Consider the following 25903-nt stretch of genomic DNA (forward strand, 5'->3'; position numbering starts at 1 on the left):
TTGATAGAGTACATGCGCGGAACAAAACCGTTTAAATACATTGAAGATGGGAGCTATTATCCAAATGTTTTTAAGTAATAAGAAACAGAGTGAAGTGAAAGTTAATGGCAGAGGAATCGCTAAAAGATGGGCCGTGTTAACACTGGCAGGGGTATTATGGGTCGGTCCAGTTGCTGGAACTGGGGCTCTAATCCCCTTGAATGGCTGGATGTCTGCTCCAATCGCAAGTGCAGCCTCTGGTTCAACTGTAAAATTGGGAGAAGAGATCATTACTTCGGGTGCAACATTATTGAAATATCGTTTTAAAGGGTCCAAAGGAACAGCACTGGCTGATATCATTCGAGTAGACTTGCAAAATCCGTACGTTAAGCTGGATGTCATGACGGGGAAGAATGGACAGTTTACGACCCGGCAGAGCACAGGCGGCATGGCAAAAGAGACTGGAGCGGTTGCTGGTGTAAACGGGGATTATTTTAATACCTCAAGCGAGGGAGCTCCGATCGGTGGACAAGTATCCAAGGGTGTGTTGATGTCTACTCCATCTGATTTAACGGGCATGTATGCCTTTGCTGTAACCAGAGATGGTTCTCCGATGGTGGAGCAGTTTACTTTTGAAGGAACAGTAAAAGCTGGAGACGGGTCGTCTTTCTCTTTGGCGGGGATGAACAAGGCTTCGTATTCGCCTGAGACGAGTGGGGGCAGTTATAGTCACTCTAATGCTATGTATATTTATACATCTGCTTGGAAAGCAATTGAGCGGCCCAAAAACAGTTCGACAACGCCTACCGAGGTATTGGTACAAAATGGTGTGGTTACGCAAGTCTCCGACAATGCTACATTGAATATGACCGTTCCGCAGGATGGCTATATTTTACGTACTCACGGTAAAGCGGCTGATTATGCCAAAGCGCATCTGACCGTGGGACAGACGGTAGAAACAAGCTATCGCCTTCGTGTTAAATCGACAGGGAGTGAAGTAGATCCTTCCAACCTTCAGATGATGATTGGTGGACATACCATATTAGTAAATGACGGTCAGAAAACCTCTTTTTCCCGGAGCACAACAAGCATAGGCGGGACGCGTGCGCGTACAGCTTTGGGATATTCCCGTGACAAGCGTTACGCTTATGTCATTGCCGTTGAGAAGAATGGGAACAGCGTTGGTGTATCCCTGAGCGAGCTGCAAACGCTGATGAAAGATATTGGCGTTTGGAAGGGTATGAACCTCGATGGGGGCGGTTCTACGACCATGGTGACTCGTGATTTGGGGGATACGACAGCGGGACTTACGTTCAATACGGAATATGGTACAGAGCAACGTAGTATCGTAAATGGAGTGGGGGTATATACCAATGCTCCTAAAGGAACGCTCAAAGGTTTCACCATCAAGGGCAATAAAACGCTGCTGATTGGTCAGACCGGAAGCTATTCCTTCAAAGGCTATGACAACTACTACAATCCCTTCGATACCTCAAAAGTACAAGTGACGTGGAAGTCCAGCAACCCGGCTGTTGTGTCAGTGAGCGGCGGCGTTGTGAAGGGGGCCCAACCGGGAACGGCTACTTTAACGGCATCCAGTGGCTCAGCCAGCGCTACAACTAAGGTCACCGTGCTTGGAGCAGATGAAATTTCATCACTCACCGCAGGAAGTGGAACTGGCTCGCTTACCGCTGGAGCTAAAATCGCTGTACCGGTAACGGCAAAGACAAAAGATGGACAGAGTGTCAGCATTACGTCAGATGCGCTCAAATGGGAGTTCATTGGCTTTAAGGGAAGCGTTAAGGACAATCAACTTACAGTAAATACGGTGGATGCAGGCGTGAAAACGGGCTATGCCATCGGTCGCTATGATGGTTTCAGCGCTGTCGTCTTCTTGTCTGCTGGCGGAGCAAGTACAAACAATTGGGAGAACTTCGAAAATGTTTCGTATCCGGTTGATTTTACTTCGAATGTGGAAGGTGTTACCGGCACAGTGGCTGTTGTACAAGGAGATGGTGACCATGCCAATTCCAAAGTGCTGGAACTGAACTACGATATGACAAATGGCAGTGGTAAAATGTATGCTTACGCCCAATTGAACGGCACGTCCGGGAAAACGCTTGAACAGGCGGCTACTTCCATCTCAATTGATGTCAGAGGGGATAAGAGTCTGAACTGGCTGCGTGCGGAGCTAGAGGATGCCCAAGGCAAAACAGCATATATTGATCTCGCTAAAGTGATCGACTGGAACGGTTGGAAAACCATTAATGCAGATATGAGCGGTTTGAATATTTCGTATCCAGCGAAGCTGAAACGTCTTTATGTGGTCAATGTGGCGGAAGGTCAGGACGAGCGTGCTAAAACAGGCAATGTTGCTTTTGATAATATTTCTTTTAATACACCGGGAACGGTCGGCACAGAAGGACTTAAAAAGGGAACAGCTCAAATGACGATCGGACAAAAATCAATGACAGTAAACGGAACACCTACAACAATTGATGCAGCTCCGATGACTCGCGATGGTTCAACGTATGTTCCGATTAAGTATGTGCTGGACGCATTTGGCGGACAAGCCAAATGGAATGCGGGCGATCAACGGATCACCGTTATGCGCGGTGGTGTGCTGATGGATTTGACCGTAGGGAAAAAAGAAGTTGTTCTGAACGGGAAGCGTCAAAGTACTGATGTTGCACCCGTTGTGCTAGGGGGTAGGACTTTAGTCCCGTTGAGACTCGTGTCTGAGCAGTTAGGAATGACTGTAAAATGGGAACAAGAAACGAAGACCATCACCCTTCAATCATGATATGGTATGATATATACTTGAAATGCTAGGATTGGAGTAGAACATTTGTGGACTTTCAAGCCGATATCATAGACCGAGTCATTAAAAATGCCATCCAGGTGATGGAGAACAGCAAATATCAGATGTTCGAAATATTGGACACGGCCCGGACCGAGCTGGTCACGTTAAATCAGGAGCTCCAGAGCGTCTTGAAGGAAACAGCAGAAACGATCGAAAAGGTGGACCAGCTGGAAATGAACTATCGGCGGTCCCGCATTCGGTTGACTGAGGTCAGCCGTGACTTCGTTCGCTATTCGGAAGAGGATATCAAGCAGGCTTATGAGAAGGCAACACAGCTTCAACTCGATGTGATGATTTTCCGCGAGAAGGAAATGTATCTCAAAGCCAGAAGAGATGATCTTCAAAAGCGGGCCAAAAGTGTTGAGGCTTCTGTCGAGCGCGCCGAAACCATCGGTTCGCAGATGGGAGTCGTGCTGGAATATTTGTCGGGCGAATTGGGACAAGTGACGCGGATCATCGAATCGGCTAAAAACCGGCAGTTTATTGGTCTGAAAATTATTTTGGCTCAGGAAGAGGAGCGTAAACGCATATCCCGTGAAATTCACGATGGACCTGCGCAGCTCCTTGCGCATCTAGTGCTTAGGACGGAAATTGTGGAAAGAATGATCGCCAAGCAGGAATTTAAGATGGTTCAGGACGAAATAGTAGACTTGAAGAAACAGGTTCGCTCCAGTCTTGAGGAAATGCGAAAGGTCATTTTCAATTTGCGTCCTATGGCCCTGGATGACCTGGGACTTATTCCGACGCTCCGGAAATATGTGCAGGATTTTGAAGAAAAAACGAAGATTAGATCGCTTTTTGAAACAAGGGGCAAGGAACACCGTCTCTCTTCCGCGATGGAAGCAGCCATTTACCGTCTGATCCAGGAAGCTTTGACCAACGCTGCCAAGCATGCTTATCCTACCTATGTGCTTGTTGAGATTACCTATCAGGCGCAGCTTGTAAAAATCGTGGTGCAGGATAATGGTTTGGGCTTCAAGCCAGAGCTTTTTCAGCAAAAAAGCAAAGATCATGGGCATTTTGGTCTGATTGGTATGCGGGAAAGGGTTGAACTGCTCGAGGGGAGAATGGAGATCGAATCAGCTGAGAATCAAGGCACCAAGATAGTGATTCATATCCCAACCAACGTGGAAAAGGGAAAGGAGTAACAACATGGAAAATCAGGAAATTAGCAATGCACCCATTAAAGTTCTCTTAGCGGACGATCATCAGTTGTTCCGTGAAGGGCTTAAACGTATTTTGAATATGGAGGACGACATTGAGGTCATCGGAGAATGTGGTGATGGTATTCAAGTGTTGGAATTCTGTAACGTAGAGAAACCGGATATTGTTCTGATGGACATTAATATGCCAATCGAAAATGGTGTAGAGGCAACTGAAAAACTGCGTGAGATGTTCCCGGATGTCAAAGTTATCATTTTATCCATTCATGATGATGAAAGCTATGTATTTGAGACGTTGCGCAAGGGAGCCAATGGTTATCTGTTAAAGGATATGGAGGCCGAGTCCCTCATTAATGCTATTCGTTCGGTTCATGAAGGCTATGCGTTTATCCATCCGAAGGTAACAGGTAAGCTCATTCAGCAACTCCGCCGGATGACCTACTTGAATGAAACAGGGGCTATGGCTGAAGGTCATACGAAGGAAGCCGGCGTGAAGTTTGTCGCAGGTGAAAATAATCCATTGACCCGTCGTGAAGCTGAAGTATTGCGTCTGATGGCTGAAGGTAAGAGCAACAAGATGATCGGTGAATATTTATTCATTAGTGAGAAAACGGTCAAAAACCATGTCAGCAGTATTTTGCAAAAAATGGAGGTTGATGACCGTACACAAGCAGTTATTAACTCAATCAAATATGGATGGGTTACGCTGTAAAGTGTAGTTTTTCCATGCATTAGACGATGCAGCTGCTAATAGATATGAATGCTGTACCGTCTTTCACTCCGGGCGATATGTCCGCTCATACAGAAACCCAGTACATAACCGTGACACCTCTTCCTGTTATACGGCATATATTGTCGCTATAGGAGGAGGTGGAACCCTCGTGACGGCTCACTTGGTTTGGATATTGCTTATATACGGCGTGGGGGCCGCTGTCGTGCATCTTATGTATATACGACAGGCGGTTCAGGCTTATCACAATGGCGAAGATTCATGCGCGATATCTCCAGGTCATCGCGCGATTCGCTATATTGTGATTACGTCCAATGACGGAGATCGTGTGGAATGGGTGATGCGTTCGTTGAACATACTTGCCTGGCTGCACCGGAGGCCGCTACATGTGACGGTACTGGATGATGAATCTATGGACGATACGCTACCGATTCTGACACGGCTAGTGCGCTATAGTCATATGGATGTTTCAGTCATTTCAAGTCGTTTTTCACCGGGGAACCCGGTTTTACCGAAGTCAGGCGGTGAAAAGCAGGTTGTTATTGATCTTAGAACAGTCAAGTCGTTGGCGGACGCTCCGCTTGTTCCTTAGCAACAGGGGATTGTGGACATCGTGGTCAAAATCGGATATAAATGTTTATAAACAGTTGCATAGGCAAGACAACAGGGATATCGTTGAGATCTACTTGATGTGAAGCACACTTCAGGCTATTAGCCACAGAAGTGTGCTTTTTTGCTGTTCTCTGGGGTGATAAGAACCCAAAAAGTAATGAATGGGGGGAGAAGGGGAAGGTGAAAATTGCAGTATATGCAGTGAGGTATAAGGGGAATTGGAATCTCCGATTATCTGTGGATATTCGAGTAGATATGACATGGTGGATGAATCCAGATGAGGGGCAGGGGAATGTTGTCGAAAGGTGGGTGTTATTAGGAGATGAGCTCCCCTTGTCCTGGGGAACAAAGCTGTGTGAAACATTTAAGGAATTAGTAGGTATGGAGCGATGGGGGAAACGGCAGTGGTGGGCTTATATTATCGCACAGCTAAAAAGTGAACTGGCTCTTGAACCTTTTGACGGAGAACGAATTTTATCTGGAAGAGTAGAGAATATATGCATTTGGGATCATGTACAAGGTTGGACTTCTCGCACAGAAAGTGGGGATGAGAGACGAGAAACAAAGGGAGTTTTACGTTCTATTCAAAAAAGGGACCTCGTCACGGGAATGGATGGATTGGAGAGGGAGTGTTTAACACGACAAGCGAATGAACTGGCTAATTTGTTGTCAGGACGCCAGTTACTCGTTCCAGAAGTCGAAGCGCTACTGGCAGAGGCAGCGCCAGGTTTGGAGCGTACTTGGCGATCCGCTGCACAACTTGCATATCTGCAAGGCCGACTCAGCTTTGCTACTGGCCTCGATCCAGCACCTCGCACGCGCTGGTCTGCCGCGCGTACGCATGAACTCCGCTGCAACCGTTGTGGCAGCGGGATAGTGCACCGCACGAGCTGCGCATCGTGCGGCCGTAAGGCGTGCGCCTACTGCGAGACATGTCTCGCACTTGGACGCAGCCGTGAATGCTCGCTGCTGCTGCGCGGTGCAGCGAAACCCGCGCTGCCGTGCACAGCAGGCATAGCCCCGGCGACGGAACTCGACCGCTGGGGGCTAAGCCCAGCGCAGCGTGCCGCCGCCGAAGCGGCGCTGCGCTTTTTAGCCGCACCGCACGGCGAAGTGCGGGGACATTTTCGCCCGGAAGACCGTGGGCTCCGGGCGTTGTTCCGGCGCGGCATGGTTGCGCGCCGGGGATCAGAAGCTGCCTCTTCGCAGAGCAGCAACCTTGCCCGTAGCAGGCAGCCTTCGCCGAAACCTGGCGAAGGTGCGAGGCACAACGTTGACCGGCAGGCGCCTGATACCACGGTAGAACGTTTTCTGCTCTGGGCCGTAACAGGCGCAGGCAAGACAGAAATGATGTTTCCGCTCTTACAATATGTGCTGGATCACGGAGGAACGGCGCTTGTAGCAACACCACGCCGCGACGTGGTACTGGAGCTAGCCCCTCGTTTGGCCATTGCTTTTCCCAATGTAAGCATGGTGACGCTCTATGGGGGAAGCGCAGAACGCTGGCAAAGGGGGCAGCTGACACTGGCGACGACACATCAGCTACTGCGTTATCGTCAAGCTTTTGATTTGGTTGTGATTGACGAGATTGACGCGTTCCCTTATCACAATGATCCTATGCTTGCCTTTGCTGCACGAGCAGTATGTAAGTCGATGGGAAGGTTTATCTATTTATCTGCTACACCACCGCATGCATTGCAGAAAGAGGCTGCACGCGGTCTACTGCCACATGCCAAGGTTCCCGTTCGTTTTCATCGCTATCCTTTACCTGTCCCCTTTCGTCTGGGGACTGCTTCAGTACAACAGTGGCTGCAAAAAGGTCGGCTTCCCGCATCCTTTATTCAACGCCTACGTGTATCCATACAGCGTGGAGCACAGGTTTTTCTGTTTGTGACACGAATCTCACATATTCAGGGGCTTGTGGAGCAGCTGATTAAACAATTACCTGATGTACCTATTGCTGGAACCTCCTCACAGGATGAAGAAAGAACCGCTAAGGTGCGCTTATTTCGAGCTACTGAAATACGAGTTCTGGTCACAACGACTATTTTGGAGCGAGGGGTGACTGTTCCACGGAGTGATGTGTATGTATTAGACGCGGACAGTAGTCTTTTTGATGAAGCCTCTCTTGTCCAAATGGCTGGTCGCGCAGGAAGATCCAAGGATGACCCATGCGGAGGTGTTATTTTTACATCCCCTCAATGGACTCGAGGTCAAAAGAGAGCGATTAGACAAATTAAACGAATGAATGCACTGGCTCGGAAAAGAGGATACCTGAAGGAGGCGAAGCACTAAATGCATTAATATAGAAAAAGTTTTTTTGGAAATGTGAAACCTGAAACAATGTCGGTACGTAAACTACCAAGAAAGGTGCATTCTGGTATGGGGATGATTCCAAGAACCTGTCTATTTTTGAATTGGTTATTCCATCGTCAGTCCCAAACATGTATCGCTTGCGGCACTCTCACAGGGCGTTTTTCCGAATTCCCCGGGATTTGTACTTCTTGTTCGCTTCAAATTCCTTGGGTTTACGATATTCGTTGTGTTTATTGTGGACGTCCAACGTCTTGCCCGGATTGCGTAAGGCTTGACCGATTAGTACGTTACTATGTGTGCAATCGGAGTGCAACCAGCTACACGCCGATGATGAGAGAATGGATTGGACAGTTCAAATATCGCGGGAATGAAAAGTATGGTTCCCTGCTGGGTGAGATCATGAATCGAGCCTATCAGGCGATGAGGTATGAGTTTGCAGGTCTTAAACATTCTCGTTTCAAGCGATCTTTGTGGAGTGTGGATGTAGTGACCTGTGTTCCGGTAAGTGAGAAGAGGCTGTCAGAGCGAGGTTTCAATCAGGCTCGGATCTTGGCAGAAGAGATTGCTAAGCGGAATAAGCTCCCCTTCCTATCTTTACTTGCTCGTCCACAAGATACAGGCAAACAAAGCTTTAAATCAAAAAAGGAACGCATGAACACAATGAATAATGCGTTTTCTGTTCACCCCAATATGACAAATTTGCTGAAGTCTTTTATTTTAAAAGCTAAATCTCAATGTGTTACAGAAAATAAGCTTTCCGTTACCGTTTTGCTTGTTGATGATATTTATACAACGGGGAGCACATTGCAGGCGTGTGCACGTGTTTTGAGAGAAAAGGCATTAGAGCAAGGAATACATTTGACTATTTTTTGCCTGACCTTAGCAAGATCATAAGTCTAAATATCTGGTATTCCCCATAAATTTCGCTTGAAACTATGAAAAAAAGGTTATAATTCTCTTGAAAGAAGGGTTAAATGATAGAGCAAAAAGTCTTTTAAGCCGTACAATCAGCAGGATTTGACAACGAGCTAGAGAGAGGTATATAATAAAAATATAGAGACAAACAAAAAGTAAGGAAGTGAGGGATGAAAACAGAATATTTCAATTTAGAGGTTGATTTTTTTGGAAAAGAGGAGTACAATTTCTATCTGTTGATAGCTAACATGATTGGTAATAAGTGATTAGCTAATGACTAAAGAGCGGACATTGGGAGTGTCTCGCTCAGTAGTAAAGCAGTTAATTAAAATTTAAAGCTAAAAAGAGGAGAGAACAAATCATGAAAAACGTAATGAAAAAAGTAGTAGTATCTAGTATGTTGGCAGTTAGTTTAGGTGCAGTATCTTTGTTGAGTCCACTTGCAACAGGTCAAGTAATGGCGAAATCTGGTTCAGAATACAACAAGGATCGAGCTGAAGAACAACTGATCATTCAACAACAAGAAGCAGCACAAAAAGCATTTGAAGCAAAACTTTTTGGAACTGGAACTACTGAAAAAGCAACAACTACAACACCAGCTCAGCCAGCCACTGAGAACAACAATCAAGCAACAACCACAAAACCAGCAACGACTACAACCACAACACCTGCAACAACTGTAAATACAATTACTGTAAATGTTCAAGATGGCGACACACTGGCTTCTATTGCTGAAAAATACGGTGTAACTGTTGAAGAACTGGTTAAAATCAACAACCTGATTAAAGCAGGCCAAGAACTGCAAGTACCGCAAACAAAAACTAATAAATAATTATCATTATAAATGTATAACGACATGTGTTTTTTAAACCAAGCGTTTGACTATAGTATACGGGAAGGCCTCTATTAAAACAATGCTTTTTTGAATAATTATTTGTGAAATAGCTTGTTTTTTTGGGTTGCAAATTTCCACTGGTGTATCTAGCTTGATTTCAGGTAGGTTATAAGTTGAGATGATGTTAGGTCCATGAGATTTATGAATACCCACACTCCATGTGCGGAGCATTCGTATGGGCGCCGTTCCCCCGGATTTACAGGGCTATCTTGATGTCATTCGGGGCACAGGTGAACATGAATTCTTCTGAGGATTGTTTCGCCCGGTTTTTCCCTCATCTTGATAATTAATTTCTACATTTACTCATATTCATATAGCTATTTTAATTTTATAATGAAGCGCTATTCCCGAAAACAACTGGAATGGCGCTTATTTTATTTTCTATCTAAAGTACGGAGCAATGTTTGACGATAAATAGACACAGACACTAGACTGAGTTATTAGCTTTCATGGGCTTTCTTTATTTTTATGTCATTGCATATTGATGCATATAGATGTAGAGAAACTTTTGCTGATGGGTCATTCTCTCTTATACTTTTAATATGATAACTTATAAGATGTGCAATTGTGTAAAATCTGAAAATCTCCTTTTGAAATATTTGCTAGACGAGGCTCTTCATTATAAGGTAATGTAAGGATAAAAGTATTTTAAAGATCGGAAATTGGAAAGGGGCGCTACAGAGGATGAATTTGGATAACTGTCCTCGATGTGGAAAGCTGTTTATTATGAACGTCAGGGGAATCTGCCAGAACTGTATTAAAGAAATTGAAATTGAATACGAACGCTGTGTCAAACATATACGTGAGAATAAGGGCATTCATATGCATGAGCTTTCGGAGGCTACTGAGGTATCCGTAAAGCAAATCACGACATTTATACGCGAGGGACGTATTTCCATTGCTAATGCACCCAATATGACGTATCCTTGCGAGGTATGTGGGATACCGATTCGTGCAGGACATATGTGCGATTCTTGTCGAACACGTCTGACTAAAGACCTGCATCAGGCTGTACGCGAAAGTAGTAATCAGGATCAAAGTAATAATATGGGCTCAGGTACCTACAGCGCGATTGATAAACTTCGTGGAAAGTAGTACAGGGGAATTAAAAACACATTCAGCTATTCAAAAAGTTTCAAATACCGCCGATAATCTTTATAGAGCTTATCGGTTTTTTTATTTTTAGCAACCATGCACAAAATAAAGAAGTGAGGCATAATACGAACCATGCTCGACGCTATGTCGTCTGATACATTCTGACCATATCAAATAACTAAGGAAGGTGGAAGTTATGAAAATTAACGAGACCAACCGCATCGGAGCTATTAATCCATACCAACGAAATATTGAAACAGGACGTCAAGAGGAGCTTAAGAAGTCTCGCCGCAAGGACGAGGTCTCGATTTCTCCGGAAGCGATGGAAATGCTGAACCGCAGCAGTGATGCAGATCGTGTTAAGAAAATTCAGGAGCTTAAGCAACAAGTAGCTTCTGGAACCTATCGTGTAGATGCCGATAAAATTGCAGAGAAGCTGTTACCTTACTTCAAGCAGTCTTCCGAAAGCTAGGTGAAGGAATATGCCTTTAGAGCGATTGATTGATGTGCTGGAGCAGCTTAAAGAGACTCACGAGCAGTTGATTGCATTAGGAACTCAAAAAAAGGAAGCACTGATATCAAATAAGGTAGATCAGCTCATTCTAGTCATGAATCAGGAATCGAAGATGTCCAGACACATTGAACAGCTGGATGAACGACGCCTGCAGGCAGCATATGAATTTTTGCAGGAACGTGGTATTAAGTCCAAGTTGAATCTCAATATTACGGAGTTGTCTCGTCTTGTGTTTGATGTAGAAGATAAGCAGCGCCTCCTTCACATTCAAAAAAAATTAGCGGATACGCTTGAAGAATTGAAAAATTTAAATGAGTTGAATCAACAGCTTATACAACAGGCGCTTTCCTATATTGATTTTTCTATTGAGAGTATGTCATATTATGCGGAATCTGAAGCGGTTTATCAGCGTCCAGCTGATAAGAGCACATCATCAGTACGAGCGGGACTATTTGATACACGCGCCTAATTGAAGGAGGAAAACATGGTCTCAACATTTCATGGTATAGAAACAGCGAAAAGAAGCTTAAACACACAAACAGCTGCATTAAATACAACCGGACACAATATCTCGAATGCCAACACAGCTGGTTACTCCAGACAAGTGGTTAGTATGAAGGCCTCGGAATCTATGGAAGCCTACGGTTTGAACCGTTCCGTTGTACGAGGTCAAATGGGTACAGGGGTTGAATTCACTGCTATTGAGCGCGTCCGTCAGACGTTTCTGGACGATCAGTATCGTAATGAAAACTCCTCTTTAGGTGGATGGAGTATCCGCTACGATACTCTGAATAAGCTCGAGACGATTATGAATGAGCCTTCTGACACAGGAATGCGCAAAGTAATGGATAATTTCTGGAATGCTTGGTCGGATTTGAGTCAGGATCCTCAGGACGTAACTAACCGTAAAATCGTAAAAGAGACTACGTTGGCTTTAACGGATGCGTTGAATCAGACGAGTAAGCAGCTTGACGCCCTAGATTCCGATTTAACCAATAATATTACATTGAAGACAACAGAGATGAACTCCCTCTTACAATCTGTCGCTGATTTAAACGGGAATATTACCAAGTTGGAATCATTGGGAGATAATCCAAATGATTTGAGAGATCAGCGAGATTATGCGATCGATAAATTGTCTAAACTGGCTAATGTGCAGGTTACTCAACTAGATAACGGATATCAAGTAACAGTAGCAGGACAGATAGTTGTAACTGGTAGCGAACTTACTCCAGTAACTGCGGACGGTCTTCAGGCTGCTTTTACAGGTGGCACCTTGACTGGCGGTGAAGTTTACGGAATGGTATTATCACGTGACAGATATGTTACGGATTATAAAAATCAGATAAACCAATTGGCAAACACATTGGCCAACGGAAATATTGAAGTTACCCTTCCTAAAGGAACTGTGCTTCCAGAAGGAACGGTATTGAATACGGGACCAAATAATACAGCGGTTACCTACTCTAATGCTAATAATAACCGGAGTTTAACAAACGATTTGAAGGTTACTGTCCAAGGTATCAATGGGCTTCATCAGTTGGGCTATACAATTAGTGGGGCAACTCCTACCAAAGGTGATTCCTTTTTTACCTCTAAAGACGGTGCCGCGATTACAGCTGGTAATATTACATTAAATCCTGATATACAAAGTGATCCTAATAAAATTGCGACCTCATTACGGGTAGATGGAACAGGAACGACAGATGAGAAAGTAGTGCTCGGTAATAATGCGTTAGCTATGGCTATGGCTAACTTGAAAAATGTGAAATTCGATTTTGGGACTGCTCTATCAACTCCGACGTCGGTGGATGATTATTTTAGCTCTATTGTTGGACAACTTGGAGTACAGACTCAGGAGGCGGAACGTCAGTCACAGAACGCACAACTTTTGACAGAACAGGTGGATTTAAGTAGACAGTCTGTCAGCGGGGTGTCCCTGGATGAAGAGATGTCCAGCATGATCAAGTTTCAGCATGCTTATAGCGCAGCTTCTCGTTTTATGACGACATTCGATCAATTGCTGGACAAGCTGATTAATAGTACAGGCCGTGTAGGGCTCTAATTTAGATTAGTAGGAGGTAGTGTATGGCGATTCGAGTAACCTCGGGGATGATGAGTATGCAGACGCTCAGTAACCTTAATCGTAATTATAGCAATATGAGTAAAATGGAAAATCAGATTACAACTGGTCGCAAACTCAATAAACCCTCAGATGATCCAGTGGGTGTGACTTATGCTCTTCGCTACAGAGCTGAGTTGGCTTCTAATGAGCAATATTCCAGCAATGCTGATGCGGCCGTAAGCTGGTTAGATTTCACAGATTCTACGATGCAGCAGGCTGGAGATGTCATGAAACGGTTAAAAGAGCTGACGGTTCAAGCTTCAAGTGAAACTGTCCCCCAATCCGGATTGGATGCAATTAAGTTGGAAGTAGATCAGCTTAAGGAACAAATGACCAATATCGGAAATAGCCAAATTCGTGGTAAATATATCTTTAACGGTCAAAAATATGATCAGGCCCCTTACGAGCTGTCCGGTACTGTGACAAGTTATGATCAAATTGATGCGGATCAAGGCGCTGTGAATTATGCAATTGGAGATCAATCTACATTTCGGGTGAATACTTCTGGAAGTGAGTTTTTTGGAGCGTCAACGGATACGGATAACGTTTTTAAAATTATGGATAACTTGAGCGCAGCCTTGTCTAGTGGCAGCTATAGTGCTATTGCAGCTCAGTCCGCAAATGTTGAATCTCGTTTCATAAAAATGCAGGCTAGTCAGTCTGAGGTTGGGGCACGCACAAACCGTGTAGAACTGGTTCAATCCCGTCTTGATGACCGTAATCTGAATTTGACGACCTTGCAATCCAAAACTGAAGATGCCGATATTGCCAGCTTGATGATTCAGGCAACCTCTGCCCAAACTATTTATGAGGCAGCCTTGAAATCATCCGCTCAGATTATGCAGCCTTCATTAATGGATTTTATGCGTTAATCTTTTGAATCTTTGACATTTGTATTGTAGAGCTATGGATAAAAATCCGTAGCTCTTTTGTTGATTTTTAAGGAGGATAAACAATGACCCCGAAATTAGATGAAAAAAGATGGCATAATGAAGAATTGGTTTTTGCTTTTCCTAAGGGATTACCTGGTTTTGAGCATTTACGTGAATATAGGCTACAAGAGCATAATGAGCTATTTAGTATTTTAAGCGCTGTAGAAGAGGCGACAGTCACCTTTATTACGGTCAATCCTTTTGATTTTGTACCTGATTATGAGTTTGAACTATCTAGTGATGCGCTTGCAGATATCGGTGTAATAGATCGAGAGCAGATTGCAGTTCGTTGTATTGTGACTTGGCATAGTAATAAGGAGAAGATAACAGTCAATTTGCTAGCACCTTTAATTTTCAATGTGGAGAAGTCTATTGGCAAACAGATTGTTTTACAAAATACCGATTATACTACAAGAAGTGCATTGTGGCAGAAGTTAAGACATAAAGAGCAGGGTGGTGAATCCTGATGCTTGTTTTATCCCGAAAAAAAGGTGAGTCTGTTGTTATCCATAATGATATTGTAATAACCGTGCTTTCCGTTGAAGGAGATAATGTAAAGATAGGTATATCAGCACCCAAAGACATAGATATATATCGTAAAGAGATTTTTGATGCAATCCAGGATAACAATCAAAACGCAGTTATGGACCTTGAAGCTCTTAAGAATGCCATGTTGGAAATGGGAGAGGGAAGCAATACTTAGTAAAGAAATGAATATGGGCTGCTGATATTGGAAGAATACTAAAGAAAATTTTTAGAATGCTATAAACAATTCTGTGGGAAAGGTCGATATATAATATAGAACGGTAATTCTTCAGGGCGGCCGACCTGTGAAGACGTTCATACCACAAGGATGTGGGCATTAAACCATTTCAGGGAGGAAATTTATAATGATTATCAACCACAATATTCCGGCATTGAATACACACCGCAACATGGGTCTGAACACAAATGCAACAAGTAAAAATATGGAGAAACTGTCTTCCGGTCTGCGCATTAACCGTGCTGCTGATGACGCTGCTGGCTTGTCCATCTCCGAATCCATGCGCGGTCAAATCCGTGGTCTGGAGCAAGCTCAACGTAACGCTCAAGATGGTATCTCCTTCGTACAAACTGCTGAGGGTGCAATGAACGAAGTATCCTCCATGCTGACTCGTATGAAAGAACTGAATGTTCAAAAATCGAGTGGTACTTACAGCTCCGCTGACAAAACAAACATCAACCAAGAGCTGGAGCAATTGGGTGACCAAATCGATGAAATTATGACTAAAACAACATTTAACGGTATTAGCATCACTAAAGGTGCAAATATTACTGTGAATGACAAAGCTACAAGTACAATTGCTATCGGAAGCATCAGTACTAATGGATTTAGTACGCTTGGTTCCAACACAACACTCGCTCAAGTTGAAACTGCTATTAAAAATGTTTCCTCCGAGCGCGCTAAATTGGGTGCTGTCCAAAACCGTCTGGAGTACACATCCAATAACATTGGTACTACTGTAGAAAACCTGACTGCTGCTGAATCCCGTATCCGTGATACAGATATGGCTAAAGAAATGGTTGCTTTGTCCAAGAACAACATCTTGCTGCAAGCTTCCCAATCGATGCTGGCACAAGCAAACTCTGCTCCACAAGGTATTTTGTCTGTACTTCGTTAATCTATACTTTTTCCTTAGAAGAGACCTTGATTTCCAAGGTCTCTTTTTTGTTATTCTCTTCATAAACAACTCTTATTTTCCGATATAAAGAGTATTAGAAACTATAAAACGCTCTTGATGATGTTTCAACACGTAGGGAGGGTGAACTGTGGATAATAGTATTTCTGGTCTTGGTCCAGTGCCAGGACAGGCGAAATTTATTGCGCCCAAGGGTAGCGCAGATGAATCATCAATTACAGCCATAAATCAGCAAAACGTCAACCAATCAGTTGAAAGACTGTCTGGGGAAGAGGAAAAGGCTCTCCAGCAGTTAGAAAAGTCGATTAGAGCTGTGCAGGGACCGGAAAAAAAGTTTGAGATTTCCATTCACAAGGAGACCCATGCAATTATGATTAAAGTATTTGACAAACAGACAGGCGACTTAATTAGAGAAGTTCCTCGTGAAAAACTTCTTGATGTAGCTGCAAGTTTAATGGAAATAAACGGACTTATTATTGATAAAAAGGCTTAATACTTAGGAGGGTTAACATGACAATGAGAATTAGCGGTTTGGCTTCGGGGATGGATATTGATTCAATGGTCAAAAAGTTAATGGCTACAGAAAGTATTCCATTGAATAAACTGAATCAGCAGAAGCAACAGACGGAGTGGAAGCGTGACGGATATCGTCAAGTAAGCACAAAGTTAGTGAGTTTTAATGAAAAACTAACAAGTTACAGCTTAAGCAGCGCTATTGATTCAAAAAAAGCAACGGTTACAGGTGCTTCTAATGTGCTCACTGCAACAGCTACAGGAGCATCTGCAAATTCTGTATTAAATATAAAGGTTACAAATTTGGCGTCTGCTTCTAATGTTGTATCTTCTGGAGGGACGGTAGGCGCTGCTCCAGGTTCAACGAAGCTGTCAGATATATATACAGGTGCAGAGTCCAGTATTAACATTGGGTCCGACACTATAAGTTTTTCGGCAGATGACACCATTGATTCATTAATATCAAAGATTAACAGAAGTACAAAAGCAGGAGTTACTGCTGTATATGATGCTTCCTCAGGGAAGATATCGTTGACCAACAAAGAAACAGGGGATAAGGACATTACTTTAAGTGGAGAGCTACTTGAACAAAGCTTTGGCTTGAAGTCGGCTAACGTAGTGAAAGGTAAAAACGCAGTTGTTGAAATTAATGGACTAGCAACAGAGCAGACATCAAACCGTTTCACAGTTAATGGTGTCGAGATCAGTTTGAATGGGACTACTCCAACTGGCCAGTCGACACAAATTGAAGTTTCACAGGATGTTGACACACTTGTGAATACGATTAAGTCTTTCGTGGAGGCCTATAATGATACTTTGTCTACACTGAATCAAAAGACAAGTGAAGAGCGGTATCGTAAATTTTTACCGTTAACCACAGATCAAAAGAAAGATATGAGCGATGATGAAGTGAAGCTCTGGGAAAGTAAAGCCCAGAGCGGAATGTTAAAAAATGATTCCATTGTAGATAAAACAATTAGTGATATGAGATCGGCGATCATATCGGATGTAGTTCTTCCAAACGGAGAAAAGGTGAATTTAGCTCAGTTTGGCATTACAACCGGTGGATATAGTGAGAAAGGGAAGCTGTATGTAGATGAGAAAAAGCTACGCACAGCTCTTGAAACTACACCAGAGAAAGTGACCGCATTATTTGGACAGGTTGATACGTCTTCTACCAAAAATTATACGTCAACAGACGGTATTTTCAGTCGGTTAAAGAAAACGGATCAGGTATCTTTGCAAAGCTTGGCGGATAAGGCGGGGACATCCAAAATTAGCAGCGATCTTTCTGCTGCGTTTCAACTAAAGAGTGAAATGGGCGATCAATTAACAGCTTATGAAAAGCGAATTGATGCTTTACAGGACAGGCTAACAATGATTGAGAATCGTTATTATCAACAGTTCACAGCTATGGAGACAGCTATGAATAAATATAATAGTACTTCGTCCAGTCTCTCAAGTATGTTTTCTTAATGGATTATTTCTTTTTTAAAGGAGAGATTATATCTTGATTAATTCACCTTATCAAAAATATCAACAAACCCAATTGCAAACAGCTTCTCCCGCTCAATTACTATTGATGCTCTATGATGGTGCTATTCGTTTTGTTCGTATGGGGATATCTGGTATTGAAGAATCGAATTACGAAAAAACAAATATAAATTTGTGTAAAGCACAAGCTGTTATTAATGAACTGATTGCTGCTCTTAACTATGATTATCCAATTGCTAAGACACTTTTTCAAGTGTATGAGTATATATTGCACCGATTGATTAACGCTAACTTAAAAAAGGATAAGGCGCCAGCCAACGAAGTTTTGTCTTATTTGTTAGAGTTAAGAGAGGCTTGGGAAGAAGCCGGGAAATCACTTAATCTTGGCATGGAGCAGGCTTAATGAACACTATTCATCTCGAAATACAAAAATTAGAACGTAGTGTTTTAGAGATAGTGGATAAAATTGATCAGGTACAGTTTGAAGAGTTGGTTGATTTTACTGATAAAAGAGAAAGATTGGTTCAGAATATTATGAAGCTCAAAGACGTTCTTACCCAGGAAGAAAAAGAAAAGTTAAAGGAATTAGGCAAGTTTGATGCAAGTATCCTAATGAAAATGAATCGACTGAAAATAGAAGCAAGCCAATGGCTTCTTAAGCAAGGGACTATTCAAGAGCAGAAATCAGCATACAATGCAAGTTATACGCCGGACAGCTTGTTCTTTGATCGTAAGAATTAACAAATAAGGTTGGTAGAGTAATGAAGAGACTTAGTGTATGTATGATTGTTAAGGATGAAGAGGTCTTGCTGGCACGTTGTTTGGATAGTATAAAGTCTATTTCTGATGAAATTGTCATCGTCGATACGGGCTCTACAGACAGAACAAAAAAGATTGCACAAAAATATACCCATCTAATCTTTGATTATAAATGGTCCAATGATTTTGCTGCAGCACGGAATGAATCCATTCGGTATGCCACTGGGAAATGGATTTTAGTGATGGATGCAGATGAATATCTGTCGGTAGATGACTATAATGAATGGAATCATTTTCTTGATCGGGAGATACCTGTGGAAAATTTGGCGTATACGCTGCCTATTATCAATTTTACGGGGGAAAAGGAGTTTCAGGATGAAATAACGACCTCTCCCGTAACACGGTTGTTTCCTAATTATAAAGGTATTTTTTTTGAAAGGCCGATCCACGAGCAGTTGACTAGGGGCTCATCAAAAGAGTTATTTCATAAAAAGTTGGAACTGAATATATATCATACAGGCTATCAGGAACAAAGAGTTGTTGAAAAGAATAAGCATGAACGTAATATGTTCATTTTTAATGAAATGAAGAAGCACCAAAACATGAGTGAATATGATTGGTTTACATTGGGGAACCAATATCGTTACGCTAAAAATGAAGTTGAAGCCACGGATTGCTACGAGCGTGCTCTTAAAGGGACTAGTTCTAAAGTAGCTTGGTATCCGCATTGTTTAATTGGGCTTATAAGTTTGTATTATAAACAGGATAGGCTCCATTTATCGTGGAAATGGACTGAAGATAAGTTATCCTTATTCAAGGATTATTCAGAATACTATGCAATTAAAGGAATCCATTATGAAACTTTGGGTTTTTTTGAACAAGCGATTTCCTGTTATTTAAAAGCGATAAGTATAGCTGAAGAGAGAGCTGCTAACCAAAAAGAGTTTTGGTTGGTGGATCCAATGTATAGTTTTGAAACTCCGGTCCAGCAGTTGATATCTTTATATTTCCGTTTAAATGATAATAAGCAGGCAATCTATTGGCTCTCCATACTTCTGAAAAAAAACAATAAGCATCCCAGAGTTTTACTGCGTTTGATCGAATGGCTCTGTCAAAACGAAAGTGAGAACACCATCATTGAATTTCTTAATCAGCACTTCAATGTGGAAGAAAAATCAGATATTATGTTGATCTACAAAGTTTCACTGGCATTAGGGCGGAACGAAATGGCATCATACTATCTCAGTTTTTTGAAAGACGATGACTCCCTAACCAATTCAGATCACATACGAATCGCTGTGATGAAGCAGGATAAAGAAAGCTGGGAAGAAGCCTGCTCTGATGTGAAAAAGGTAACTGAGGGAGATAAGCAACAATTATGGATACAAACTATACTTGGTTCCTTAATATGGAGTGATATTAGATTCCTAAATAGTAACTATTTTGGTGAGGATGAAGATATCCAAAGTGTGAATGTATTGATTTCTCAGATTATCAAGGGAGAGCAAATTGATGATTCACAAATGCTAATAGCATATTCGGGCTCGTTATTTTTGGTAGCCAAACAGCTCTTTCTCATAAAGAATTATGAGCTTTTTGATAACTTTGTACAGGCTGTAAAAAGCGCAGAGCTTATCAATATGTTGGCTAATTATTTTTATGGTTTAAATTTGATTGAGATGGCTATGAATTATTACTCAGTCCTATTAGTAGAAAAACAATTAGATGCCACAAGCCTGGAAAATTTGACCTTCTATCATCTCAATCATGGTTATTATGATGAAGCCAAAGAATTCCTTAAAGAGCTTGTAGAATTGCAACCTAAAGCTAGACATCTGTACTACTTCTTGATTCGTAGCGCAGGACAGCACGAGAGGAAGTTGTATATTGATAAATTCATCTCTGAATTTCCTGACTTTATGAGCATTCCTTTTCTTAGAGAATTCATAAATTAAGAAATTAAACAGATAGCGCGTACCTATTCTTCATAGGTACGCGCTATCTGTTTAAAGGGTGAACTGATACTAAATGGAGTTTTGTAGACTGTCTTTGATGGAGGTCGTAGAAATATCGGGCGTACGTGCTAAATAAATAACTTCACAATAAGTTTTTAAATCATCAAATTTTCCCTTCCAATCATCACCCATTACAAAAGTATTGATGTGAAGGTTTGAAATATCAGATGCTTTTTGCTCCCAACATTGTTCCGGGATAACAGCATCAACGTACTTGATAGCTTCAAGCATCATTTTTCGTTTATGATAAGGAAAATAAGCTGCCTTTCCTTTAATTGTATTGAATTCATCTGTAGAAAGGGCTACGGTGAGGTGATCACCAAGGGCACGGGCTCTTTGAAATAAAAGAATGTGACCATAGTGAAGTAGATCGAACGTTCCATAAGTAATTACTTTTCTCAAGGTTCCCCCCCCTTTTTTTATGAACCAGAAGATAGTGTTGAAAGTTTTTCAAGAAGTAATGAAGTCAACTTGGGTTGAGTGCTTTGATCTAACGCCTTTTGATAATGAATTAGAGCAGAAGTCTTATCTCCTATCCACTCATATACATATCCCGTATTATAAATTAGATCTTCGTCCCATGGGAACTGCCGATGTCCTATCTCGAAAGTTTCTATCGCCTCTCGTGGATTATTATTTAACAAGTGCAGCATACCATTCATTGCATAGATTTCTGGGTCCGCAGCATTGTCTTTGAGATACTGCTGTATAGCTTGATTGGCTTGTGCAATCTGTCCAAGTTCAATCATTTCGTTAATTTTGGTTTTAATCTGGCTCTGTAACTGTTTATGTTTATGAAAGATTTCTCTGTTTTGTTGGATGATCTCACGATGCTCCTCAATATATTGATCAATTAGCTCCCATACACGTGATGCCGAATGATGATCTTGGTATTTGTGACACAATGTCAAGATGGTGCTTCTTTCTTGCTTGTACCAGTCTGGTTCAGTCAGAAAACGACTTATAGCATTCTGTAATTCATGCTGGGTAGTTGCTTTTGGCCCTGGAGCCCAAAAATCATAAGGCTCAAATAGGAGACCTCGATTCCCTTTATACTCCTCCAGATCTGTTGGTAAGAACAAAATCGGGCGTTCCAGCAATAAATAATCAATATAGACAGAAGAATAATCAGTAATGAGTATATCGGCAGAGCCTAGTATATCGTAGAGGTCCATACCATTTTGTGATAGCAGGTTGTCATTCAAAATAACAATATGCTCAGATGATATAGCATTTAGTTCTTCTGTAAAATACTTTTCCTCAAAAGGGTGCAGTTTTACAACAAGTGTAATATCATTTTCCTTTAAAAACTCTATAAAGTTTTGTTGATGCATTTCAGAAAATCCGAAAATATTACTAAAATTTTTCCCTCCTTCAAGTTTATCAGGAGTCACAAAGGATTTACGGAATGTTGGCATAAAAAATATGACAGAACCTGTATCTATATTTATTTTAGGCAAAAGCTTTTTTAAATTTTTTTTGGAGTGGAGGGAGAACAAAGCGTCATTTCTAGGTAGTCCCGTGATTCGATACTGACTGATGTTCCCTCCATTACAAGCGTTCATGGCTGTATTGTAGAGAGAAGAGTAGGACATAATCATATCCATTTTGGCCCAATGCTCATGAATATGTGTGTCTGAAATTTCTTCTTGCTTGTCCATTTTAGCCATACCCTTTAGTGGAAATCCGTGCCACATGTCTATGTTGATCTTATCGTAATCTGAAGAATACTCACCATGTGTTGTTATATATACGTCACTGTGGTCAATATATCGGTTATATAATGCCTGTCTATCTGTTAAAAGTTCAATATCATATTTGGCAAGCAGTTCTTTTGTAGCGGCCCGATAAAGATAATAGTTATTAGAACCTGAGGATGACAGGTGAAACATAGTGATTTTAATTTTATGCATGTAATATTTGGTCCCTTCTTATGGCGATTTTTAGACCTTTATATTATTTATCGGTTAGGAAGTGGTGAGCATAAAGCTAATTATATATTGGAAAAACATTCATTCTACATATTTATCAAGAAGTCTCTTGAGATGTGAAGTGAAAACCGATAATAAGTTTATACGAGGCAGATTTGGTTTTACATTATAAAGTTAAAGAGGATCACATATGAAACCTACTATTTCCTTAGTTATGATTGTCAAAAATGAGGCAAGAACTTTAAAACGTTGTTTGGATAGCGCAGTGAAATATGTGAATGAAATTGTTGTTGTTGATACAGGTTCTACGGATGATACAAAACATATTGCTCAAGAATTCAACGCTAAAATTATAGACTATATATGGAAGAATGATTTTGCAGATGCAAGGAATTTTGCACTGGAACATTCCTCGGGAGACTGGAATTTAATATTAGATGCTGACGAATATATATCTAACGATTGCTATGAAGTCATACGCAATTTTATTAATCAAAATCAACATTTAATAGGCAAAGTAAAAAGAACTGACAAGTTTATGGGGATGGATGGAGTTAATTATGAACAAATATACATATCGAGGATATTCCCTGCTCATTGCAGGTATAAGGGAAAGATTCATGAGCAGATTGAATCTGATCTTCCGCGGATACAACTGGAAATAGAAATTCAGCATGATGGTTATTTTCAGCAGACAAAAAGTGACCGAAATATACCTATTTTAAAATTAGCTATTGAAGAAAATCCGAATGATCCTTATTATCATTTCCACATTGCTAAAGAATATCGTGGACTGGAGGATCATCATGAAGCCCTTATCCATCTAAAGAAGGCCTATACATCCATGACCGGGCTTGAAGGATATGCCTCTAATATTATTATTAATCTTTTGTATGCAATGATTGCCACGGGTGACTTGGAAGAGGGACTAATGCTAATTCAGAACCATCAGGATTTTTTGTTTGATAATGCGGATTTTTATTTTGTATCTGCTTTGTATCTTCTTGAACTTATTTTAAGCAATCCCGAGGAGTATAGCGGATTAATCTCTTCAATAGAGCAATTTTATAAGAAAGCGTTGGAAATTGGGGAGACAGGGAATGAAGGAAGGGTACTGGGCACTGGAAGTTTTGCAGCTCACCATAATCTAGGCGTGTTCTATGAAGTCATAGGTGATCTGGCAAAAGCTAAACAGCAATATTTGAAGGCGGCTGCTTATAGTTATGAACCGTCTGTTCAAAGATTAAAACAGTTAGTATAAAATGACAGATTAAAATTAAAAAAGGCGGTTCAAGAATGAAAAAGACTAGCATCATTATCGATGTTTCGGAGGACGAATTTGAGTATTTTAAAGCAGCGGTTGATAGTATTCGCAGATTTACAGAGCAAGGAACATATGAGCTTGTCATTGTAGAGCATGGTGCCTCATATTCAGTAAGGGAATGGCTGGCAGAACAGACGGATTTACTTACTTTGTTTCATGATACGCTACTTTCCAGGGGACAGGCTTGGAATATGGGAATAAAAGCTGCTAGCGGTGAGCAAGTTGTACTCTTGCATAGTGATACCTTAGTAACAGATCATTGGTTAGATTATATGATTCAATCCTTATATCTAAAGGAAGATGTAGCGGGAATAGGACCAATGTCTAATGACGCAGATGATGACCAAAAAGTAGAAGTCGACTATAAAACTATTGAGGAATTACTCAGATATGCCCAATCTCATAATAGTAGCTTTGGGCAAGAAGAAAAGTTAGTGATCTCCAATTTTTGTATGCTATTTAAGAAAGATATCTTAATGGAGATAGGTTTGTTAAATGAAGGGTTGAGTACAAAAGAGCTGAGTGTAGATTGCTGTCTAAGAGTAATCCAGCTAGGTTATAAACTTATGTTATGTAGACAAGCTTTTGTTCATCATTATGGAGAAGATGATCCGGAAGATTGCAACCCATCAGAAAGATTCAAAAGTAAATGGGGATTTGATATAAGTCTGGTTCAACAACAGACCGATATTTTGAATATGTTGCCCTCCGATAGTGATAAAAATATCCATATTTTAGAAATTGGGAGTGGATGTGGCGCAACAATTCTTAAGAATAGACAAAAGTTCCCAAGTGCAAGGATTGTTGGGGTTGAACCAAATGTTGAAGCTAAATTGATAAGCCAACGCTTTCATGAGTTAGTAATAGACCGTTTTGAAGTAGAAACATTCAAGGAAGAGAAGTTCGATTATATTATTATAAATTCGATGGTTAGCTTAGACAGTACATTAAATCTGTATAATGCCCTTTTGAAGCCTAATGGAAAACTAATTGCCAACTTACCAAATATGCATAATTGCTCCACTGTTACAAAGCTAACTAAAGGTGATGGACTTTACGAACGGGATATAACGAGTTGGAGTTTAGAAAGTATATCAAAAGCATTCTTAGAAGCCGGTTTAGATAAGCTTAAGGTAGACTTTATAAAAACAGATATAAGCAAACAAAATACGGATTTAATGCTGCGTTTAAAAGGATTTAATAAGGATTCCCTTCCTCCTTATTTTGATGTTGATCGTTTTTTAATCAGCGCCGAAAAAGGCTCTAGTATAGCAATGCTTCATAAGCAATTCAACATGTTGCTTCAAAATCCTGATGAGGATCTGATAGATAGCATTTTGAAAACGTCCTTTACCAGCATTCTTAATGCCGTTGAGACATACAGTGGCTCTGCTGTTCTGCTTTTGAATTATCTTGCGATTTCAAACTTTGAGAGGAATAATATAGAACATGTTTTCCCCTTGCTCATGAAGGCTTACGAGATGGATACAAGGCATCCTACTACATTAATGAATTTAAGTACAGTATATTATGGTCTTGGTGATGACGAACAAGCACTAAATTGGTTAGAAAAAATGGAAAGCAAAAGTGAACAAATAGAAATTTGGATATTATCTCTAAAAAAAACTATTAATGTGGAAAATGAAAGAAGGAAAAGATTAAAACTTTTGCTTTTGAGGATTGAATATAATGTCCAAAGACAACAGGCTCTTATAGATTTGGATTCTTTATTGAAAAACGATGGTAAAAAACTTATAGATATGCAAACTATTATAGAACAAGATATTTTAAATAAAGAAAGTACGCTTTATCTCATTTCAAACTATTTTTATGAAAATGAAGAATTTGATCGGGTCCTTCTTATATGTGAACTTGTGCTAAGACATTCGGTAAATGATCAGAATTTGTTATATATTGGATACGTATTAATTAAGCTTGGAAGATATAACGATGCTATTTTATACCTTAAGCAAATTCAGTATCCTGATACTCGAACATTAGGTTTAATTAATCAAATTGAAAATAATAGGTGGGGTTTAACTCTCTGAT

General features: G+C 41.0%; 24 protein-coding genes. 22 read left to right on the forward strand and 2 right to left on the reverse strand.

Annotated features, from left to right (window positions below; translation table 11 throughout):
* Positions 1 to 64 precede the first annotated feature (64 nt).
* The 20 genes from JOD82_RS05100 to JOD82_RS05195 all read left to right on the forward strand — a co-directional run bounded on the left by JOD82_RS05100 (position 65) and on the right by JOD82_RS05195 (position 20539).
* Positions 65 to 2782 (forward strand): stalk domain-containing protein, encoded by a 2718-nt coding sequence (locus JOD82_RS05100; RefSeq protein ID WP_209947820.1) that lies wholly within the window; start codon positions 65 to 67, stop codon positions 2780 to 2782.
* 47 nt (positions 2783 to 2829) lie between these two features.
* Positions 2830 to 3990, forward strand: coding sequence for a sensor histidine kinase (locus tag JOD82_RS05105; protein WP_013312293.1), 1161 nt, complete (start codon positions 2830 to 2832; stop codon positions 3988 to 3990).
* 4 nt (positions 3991 to 3994) lie between these two features.
* On the forward strand, positions 3995 to 4717 hold the full coding sequence (locus JOD82_RS05110) for a response regulator (protein ID WP_007432713.1): 723 nt from the start codon (positions 3995 to 3997) through the stop codon (positions 4715 to 4717).
* A 169-nt stretch (positions 4718 to 4886) separates the two neighbouring features.
* Positions 4887 to 5327 (forward strand): hypothetical protein, encoded by a 441-nt coding sequence (locus tag JOD82_RS05115; RefSeq protein WP_029514594.1) that lies wholly within the window; start codon positions 4887 to 4889, stop codon positions 5325 to 5327.
* A gap of 200 nt (positions 5328 to 5527) precedes the next feature.
* Positions 5528 to 7642 (forward strand): helicase-related protein, encoded by a 2115-nt coding sequence (locus JOD82_RS05120; RefSeq protein WP_209947822.1) that lies wholly within the window; start codon positions 5528 to 5530, stop codon positions 7640 to 7642.
* Positions 7643 to 7990: 348 nt separating this feature from the next.
* Complete coding sequence (locus JOD82_RS05125) at positions 7991 to 8557, forward strand: ComF family protein (protein WP_029514592.1); 567 nt, start codon at positions 7991 to 7993, stop codon at positions 8555 to 8557.
* A 382-nt stretch (positions 8558 to 8939) separates the two neighbouring features.
* Positions 8940 to 9410 carry a LysM peptidoglycan-binding domain-containing protein gene (locus tag JOD82_RS05130; protein WP_069009993.1) on the forward strand — a complete coding sequence of 157 codons (471 nt, stop codon included), beginning with the start codon at positions 8940 to 8942 and terminating at the stop codon, positions 9408 to 9410.
* Between the two features lie 747 nt (positions 9411 to 10157).
* On the forward strand, positions 10158 to 10568 hold the full coding sequence (locus JOD82_RS05135; RefSeq protein WP_069009992.1) for a TIGR03826 family flagellar region protein: 411 nt from the start codon (positions 10158 to 10160) through the stop codon (positions 10566 to 10568).
* A gap of 196 nt (positions 10569 to 10764) precedes the next feature.
* A complete protein-coding gene (flgM, locus tag JOD82_RS05140) occupies positions 10765 to 11040 on the forward strand; it encodes a flagellar biosynthesis anti-sigma factor FlgM (protein WP_039271505.1) in 276 nt (91 codons plus the stop codon).
* Between the two features lie 10 nt (positions 11041 to 11050).
* A complete protein-coding gene (locus tag JOD82_RS05145) occupies positions 11051 to 11551 on the forward strand; it encodes a flagellar protein FlgN (RefSeq protein ID WP_069009991.1) in 501 nt (166 codons plus the stop codon).
* A 15-nt stretch (positions 11552 to 11566) separates the two neighbouring features.
* A complete protein-coding gene (gene flgK / locus JOD82_RS05150; protein ID WP_209947824.1) occupies positions 11567 to 13147 on the forward strand; it encodes a flagellar hook-associated protein FlgK in 1581 nt (526 codons plus the stop codon).
* Between the two features lie 23 nt (positions 13148 to 13170).
* Positions 13171 to 14079: a flagellar hook-associated protein FlgL gene (flgL, locus tag JOD82_RS05155; protein WP_069009989.1), complete on the forward strand. Its 909-nt coding sequence runs from the start codon at positions 13171 to 13173 to the stop codon at positions 14077 to 14079.
* An 83-nt stretch (positions 14080 to 14162) separates the two neighbouring features.
* Entirely contained in the window at positions 14163 to 14606 is a 444-nt protein-coding gene (locus JOD82_RS05160) for a flagellar assembly protein FliW (RefSeq protein ID WP_209947826.1), read from the forward strand.
* Positions 14606 to 14842: a carbon storage regulator CsrA gene (gene csrA, locus JOD82_RS05165; protein WP_023990670.1), complete on the forward strand. Its 237-nt coding sequence runs from the start codon at positions 14606 to 14608 to the stop codon at positions 14840 to 14842. Before JOD82_RS05160 ends, csrA begins: the two co-directional genes overlap by 1 nt.
* Positions 14843 to 15029: 187 nt before the next feature.
* Positions 15030 to 15800 carry a flagellin N-terminal helical domain-containing protein gene (locus JOD82_RS05170; RefSeq protein ID WP_209947828.1) on the forward strand — a complete coding sequence of 257 codons (771 nt, stop codon included), beginning with the start codon at positions 15030 to 15032 and terminating at the stop codon, positions 15798 to 15800.
* A gap of 148 nt (positions 15801 to 15948) precedes the next feature.
* A complete protein-coding gene (locus JOD82_RS29015; RefSeq protein ID WP_209947830.1) occupies positions 15949 to 16311 on the forward strand; it encodes a flagellar protein FlaG in 363 nt (120 codons plus the stop codon).
* Between the two features lie 17 nt (positions 16312 to 16328).
* A complete protein-coding gene (gene fliD, locus JOD82_RS05180; protein WP_209947832.1) occupies positions 16329 to 17807 on the forward strand; it encodes a flagellar filament capping protein FliD in 1479 nt (492 codons plus the stop codon).
* Positions 17808 to 17841: 34 nt separating this feature from the next.
* The gene (fliS, locus tag JOD82_RS05185; RefSeq protein ID WP_209947834.1) at positions 17842 to 18228 is read left to right on the forward strand and encodes a flagellar export chaperone FliS; all 387 of its coding nucleotides are present in this window, start codon (positions 17842 to 17844) and stop codon (positions 18226 to 18228) included.
* Positions 18228 to 18566, forward strand: a complete 339-nt coding sequence (locus JOD82_RS05190) for a hypothetical protein (protein ID WP_209947836.1) — start codon at positions 18228 to 18230, stop codon at positions 18564 to 18566. Before fliS ends, JOD82_RS05190 begins: the two co-directional genes overlap by 1 nt.
* A 41-nt stretch (positions 18567 to 18607) precedes the next feature.
* Complete coding sequence (locus JOD82_RS05195; RefSeq protein ID WP_245248904.1) at positions 18608 to 20539, forward strand: glycosyltransferase family 2 protein; 1932 nt, start codon at positions 18608 to 18610, stop codon at positions 20537 to 20539.
* A 69-nt stretch (positions 20540 to 20608) separates the two neighbouring features.
* Here the strand turns inward: JOD82_RS05195 and tagD are convergent, their stop codons facing one another.
* Positions 20609 to 21001 carry a glycerol-3-phosphate cytidylyltransferase gene (gene tagD, locus JOD82_RS05200; RefSeq protein WP_209947840.1) on the reverse strand — a complete coding sequence of 131 codons (393 nt, stop codon included), beginning with the start codon at positions 20999 to 21001 and terminating at the stop codon, positions 20609 to 20611.
* A 17-nt stretch (positions 21002 to 21018) separates the two neighbouring features.
* On the reverse strand, positions 21019 to 22512 hold the full coding sequence (locus JOD82_RS05205; RefSeq protein ID WP_209947842.1) for a CDP-glycerol glycerophosphotransferase family protein: 1494 nt from the start codon (positions 22510 to 22512) through the stop codon (positions 21019 to 21021).
* A 208-nt stretch (positions 22513 to 22720) separates the two neighbouring features.
* Between JOD82_RS05205 and JOD82_RS05210 the strand changes: the two genes are divergently transcribed.
* The gene (locus tag JOD82_RS05210) at positions 22721 to 23791 is read left to right on the forward strand and encodes a glycosyltransferase (protein ID WP_209947844.1); all 1071 of its coding nucleotides are present in this window, start codon (positions 22721 to 22723) and stop codon (positions 23789 to 23791) included.
* 35 nt (positions 23792 to 23826) lie between these two features.
* Positions 23827 to 25902 carry a glycosyltransferase gene (locus JOD82_RS05215; protein WP_209947846.1) on the forward strand — a complete coding sequence of 692 codons (2076 nt, stop codon included), beginning with the start codon at positions 23827 to 23829 and terminating at the stop codon, positions 25900 to 25902.
* The last annotated feature ends 1 nt before the right edge of the window (position 25903 follow it).

This window comes from Paenibacillus sp. 1182 (assembly GCF_017833915.1).
GTDB lineage: Bacteria > Bacillota > Bacilli > Paenibacillales > Paenibacillaceae > Paenibacillus > Paenibacillus polymyxa_D.

Coding starts and splice junctions, on each gene's coding strand:
- JOD82_RS05100 (WP_209947820.1), top strand. CDS start 65: ATGTTTTTAAGTAATAAGAAACAGAGTGAAGTGAAAGTTAATGGCAGA.
- JOD82_RS05110 (WP_007432713.1), top strand. CDS start 3,995: ATGGAAAATCAGGAAATTAGCAATGCACCCATTAAAGTTCTCTTAGCG.
- JOD82_RS05125 (WP_029514592.1), top strand. CDS start 7,991: ATGATGAGAGAATGGATTGGACAGTTCAAATATCGCGGGAATGAAAAG.
- JOD82_RS05130 (WP_069009993.1), top strand. CDS start 8,940: ATGAAAAACGTAATGAAAAAAGTAGTAGTATCTAGTATGTTGGCAGTT.
- JOD82_RS05135 (WP_069009992.1), top strand. CDS start 10,158: ATGAATTTGGATAACTGTCCTCGATGTGGAAAGCTGTTTATTATGAAC.
- flgM (WP_039271505.1), top strand. CDS start 10,765: ATGAAAATTAACGAGACCAACCGCATCGGAGCTATTAATCCATACCAA.
- JOD82_RS05145 (WP_069009991.1), top strand. CDS start 11,051: ATGCCTTTAGAGCGATTGATTGATGTGCTGGAGCAGCTTAAAGAGACT.
- flgK (WP_209947824.1), top strand. CDS start 11,567: ATGGTCTCAACATTTCATGGTATAGAAACAGCGAAAAGAAGCTTAAAC.
- flgL (WP_069009989.1), top strand. CDS start 13,171: ATGGCGATTCGAGTAACCTCGGGGATGATGAGTATGCAGACGCTCAGT.
- JOD82_RS05160 (WP_209947826.1), top strand. CDS start 14,163: ATGACCCCGAAATTAGATGAAAAAAGATGGCATAATGAAGAATTGGTT.
- csrA (WP_023990670.1), top strand. CDS start 14,606: ATGCTTGTTTTATCCCGAAAAAAAGGTGAGTCTGTTGTTATCCATAAT.
- JOD82_RS05170 (WP_209947828.1), top strand. CDS start 15,030: ATGATTATCAACCACAATATTCCGGCATTGAATACACACCGCAACATG.
- fliD (WP_209947832.1), top strand. CDS start 16,329: ATGACAATGAGAATTAGCGGTTTGGCTTCGGGGATGGATATTGATTCA.
- JOD82_RS05190 (WP_209947836.1), top strand. CDS start 18,228: ATGAACACTATTCATCTCGAAATACAAAAATTAGAACGTAGTGTTTTA.
- JOD82_RS05195 (WP_245248904.1), top strand. CDS start 18,608: ATGATTGTTAAGGATGAAGAGGTCTTGCTGGCACGTTGTTTGGATAGT.
- JOD82_RS05205 (WP_209947842.1), bottom strand. CDS start 22,512: ATGCATAAAATTAAAATCACTATGTTTCACCTGTCATCCTCAGGTTCT.
- JOD82_RS05210 (WP_209947844.1), top strand. CDS start 22,721: ATGAAACCTACTATTTCCTTAGTTATGATTGTCAAAAATGAGGCAAGA.
- JOD82_RS05215 (WP_209947846.1), top strand. CDS start 23,827: ATGAAAAAGACTAGCATCATTATCGATGTTTCGGAGGACGAATTTGAG.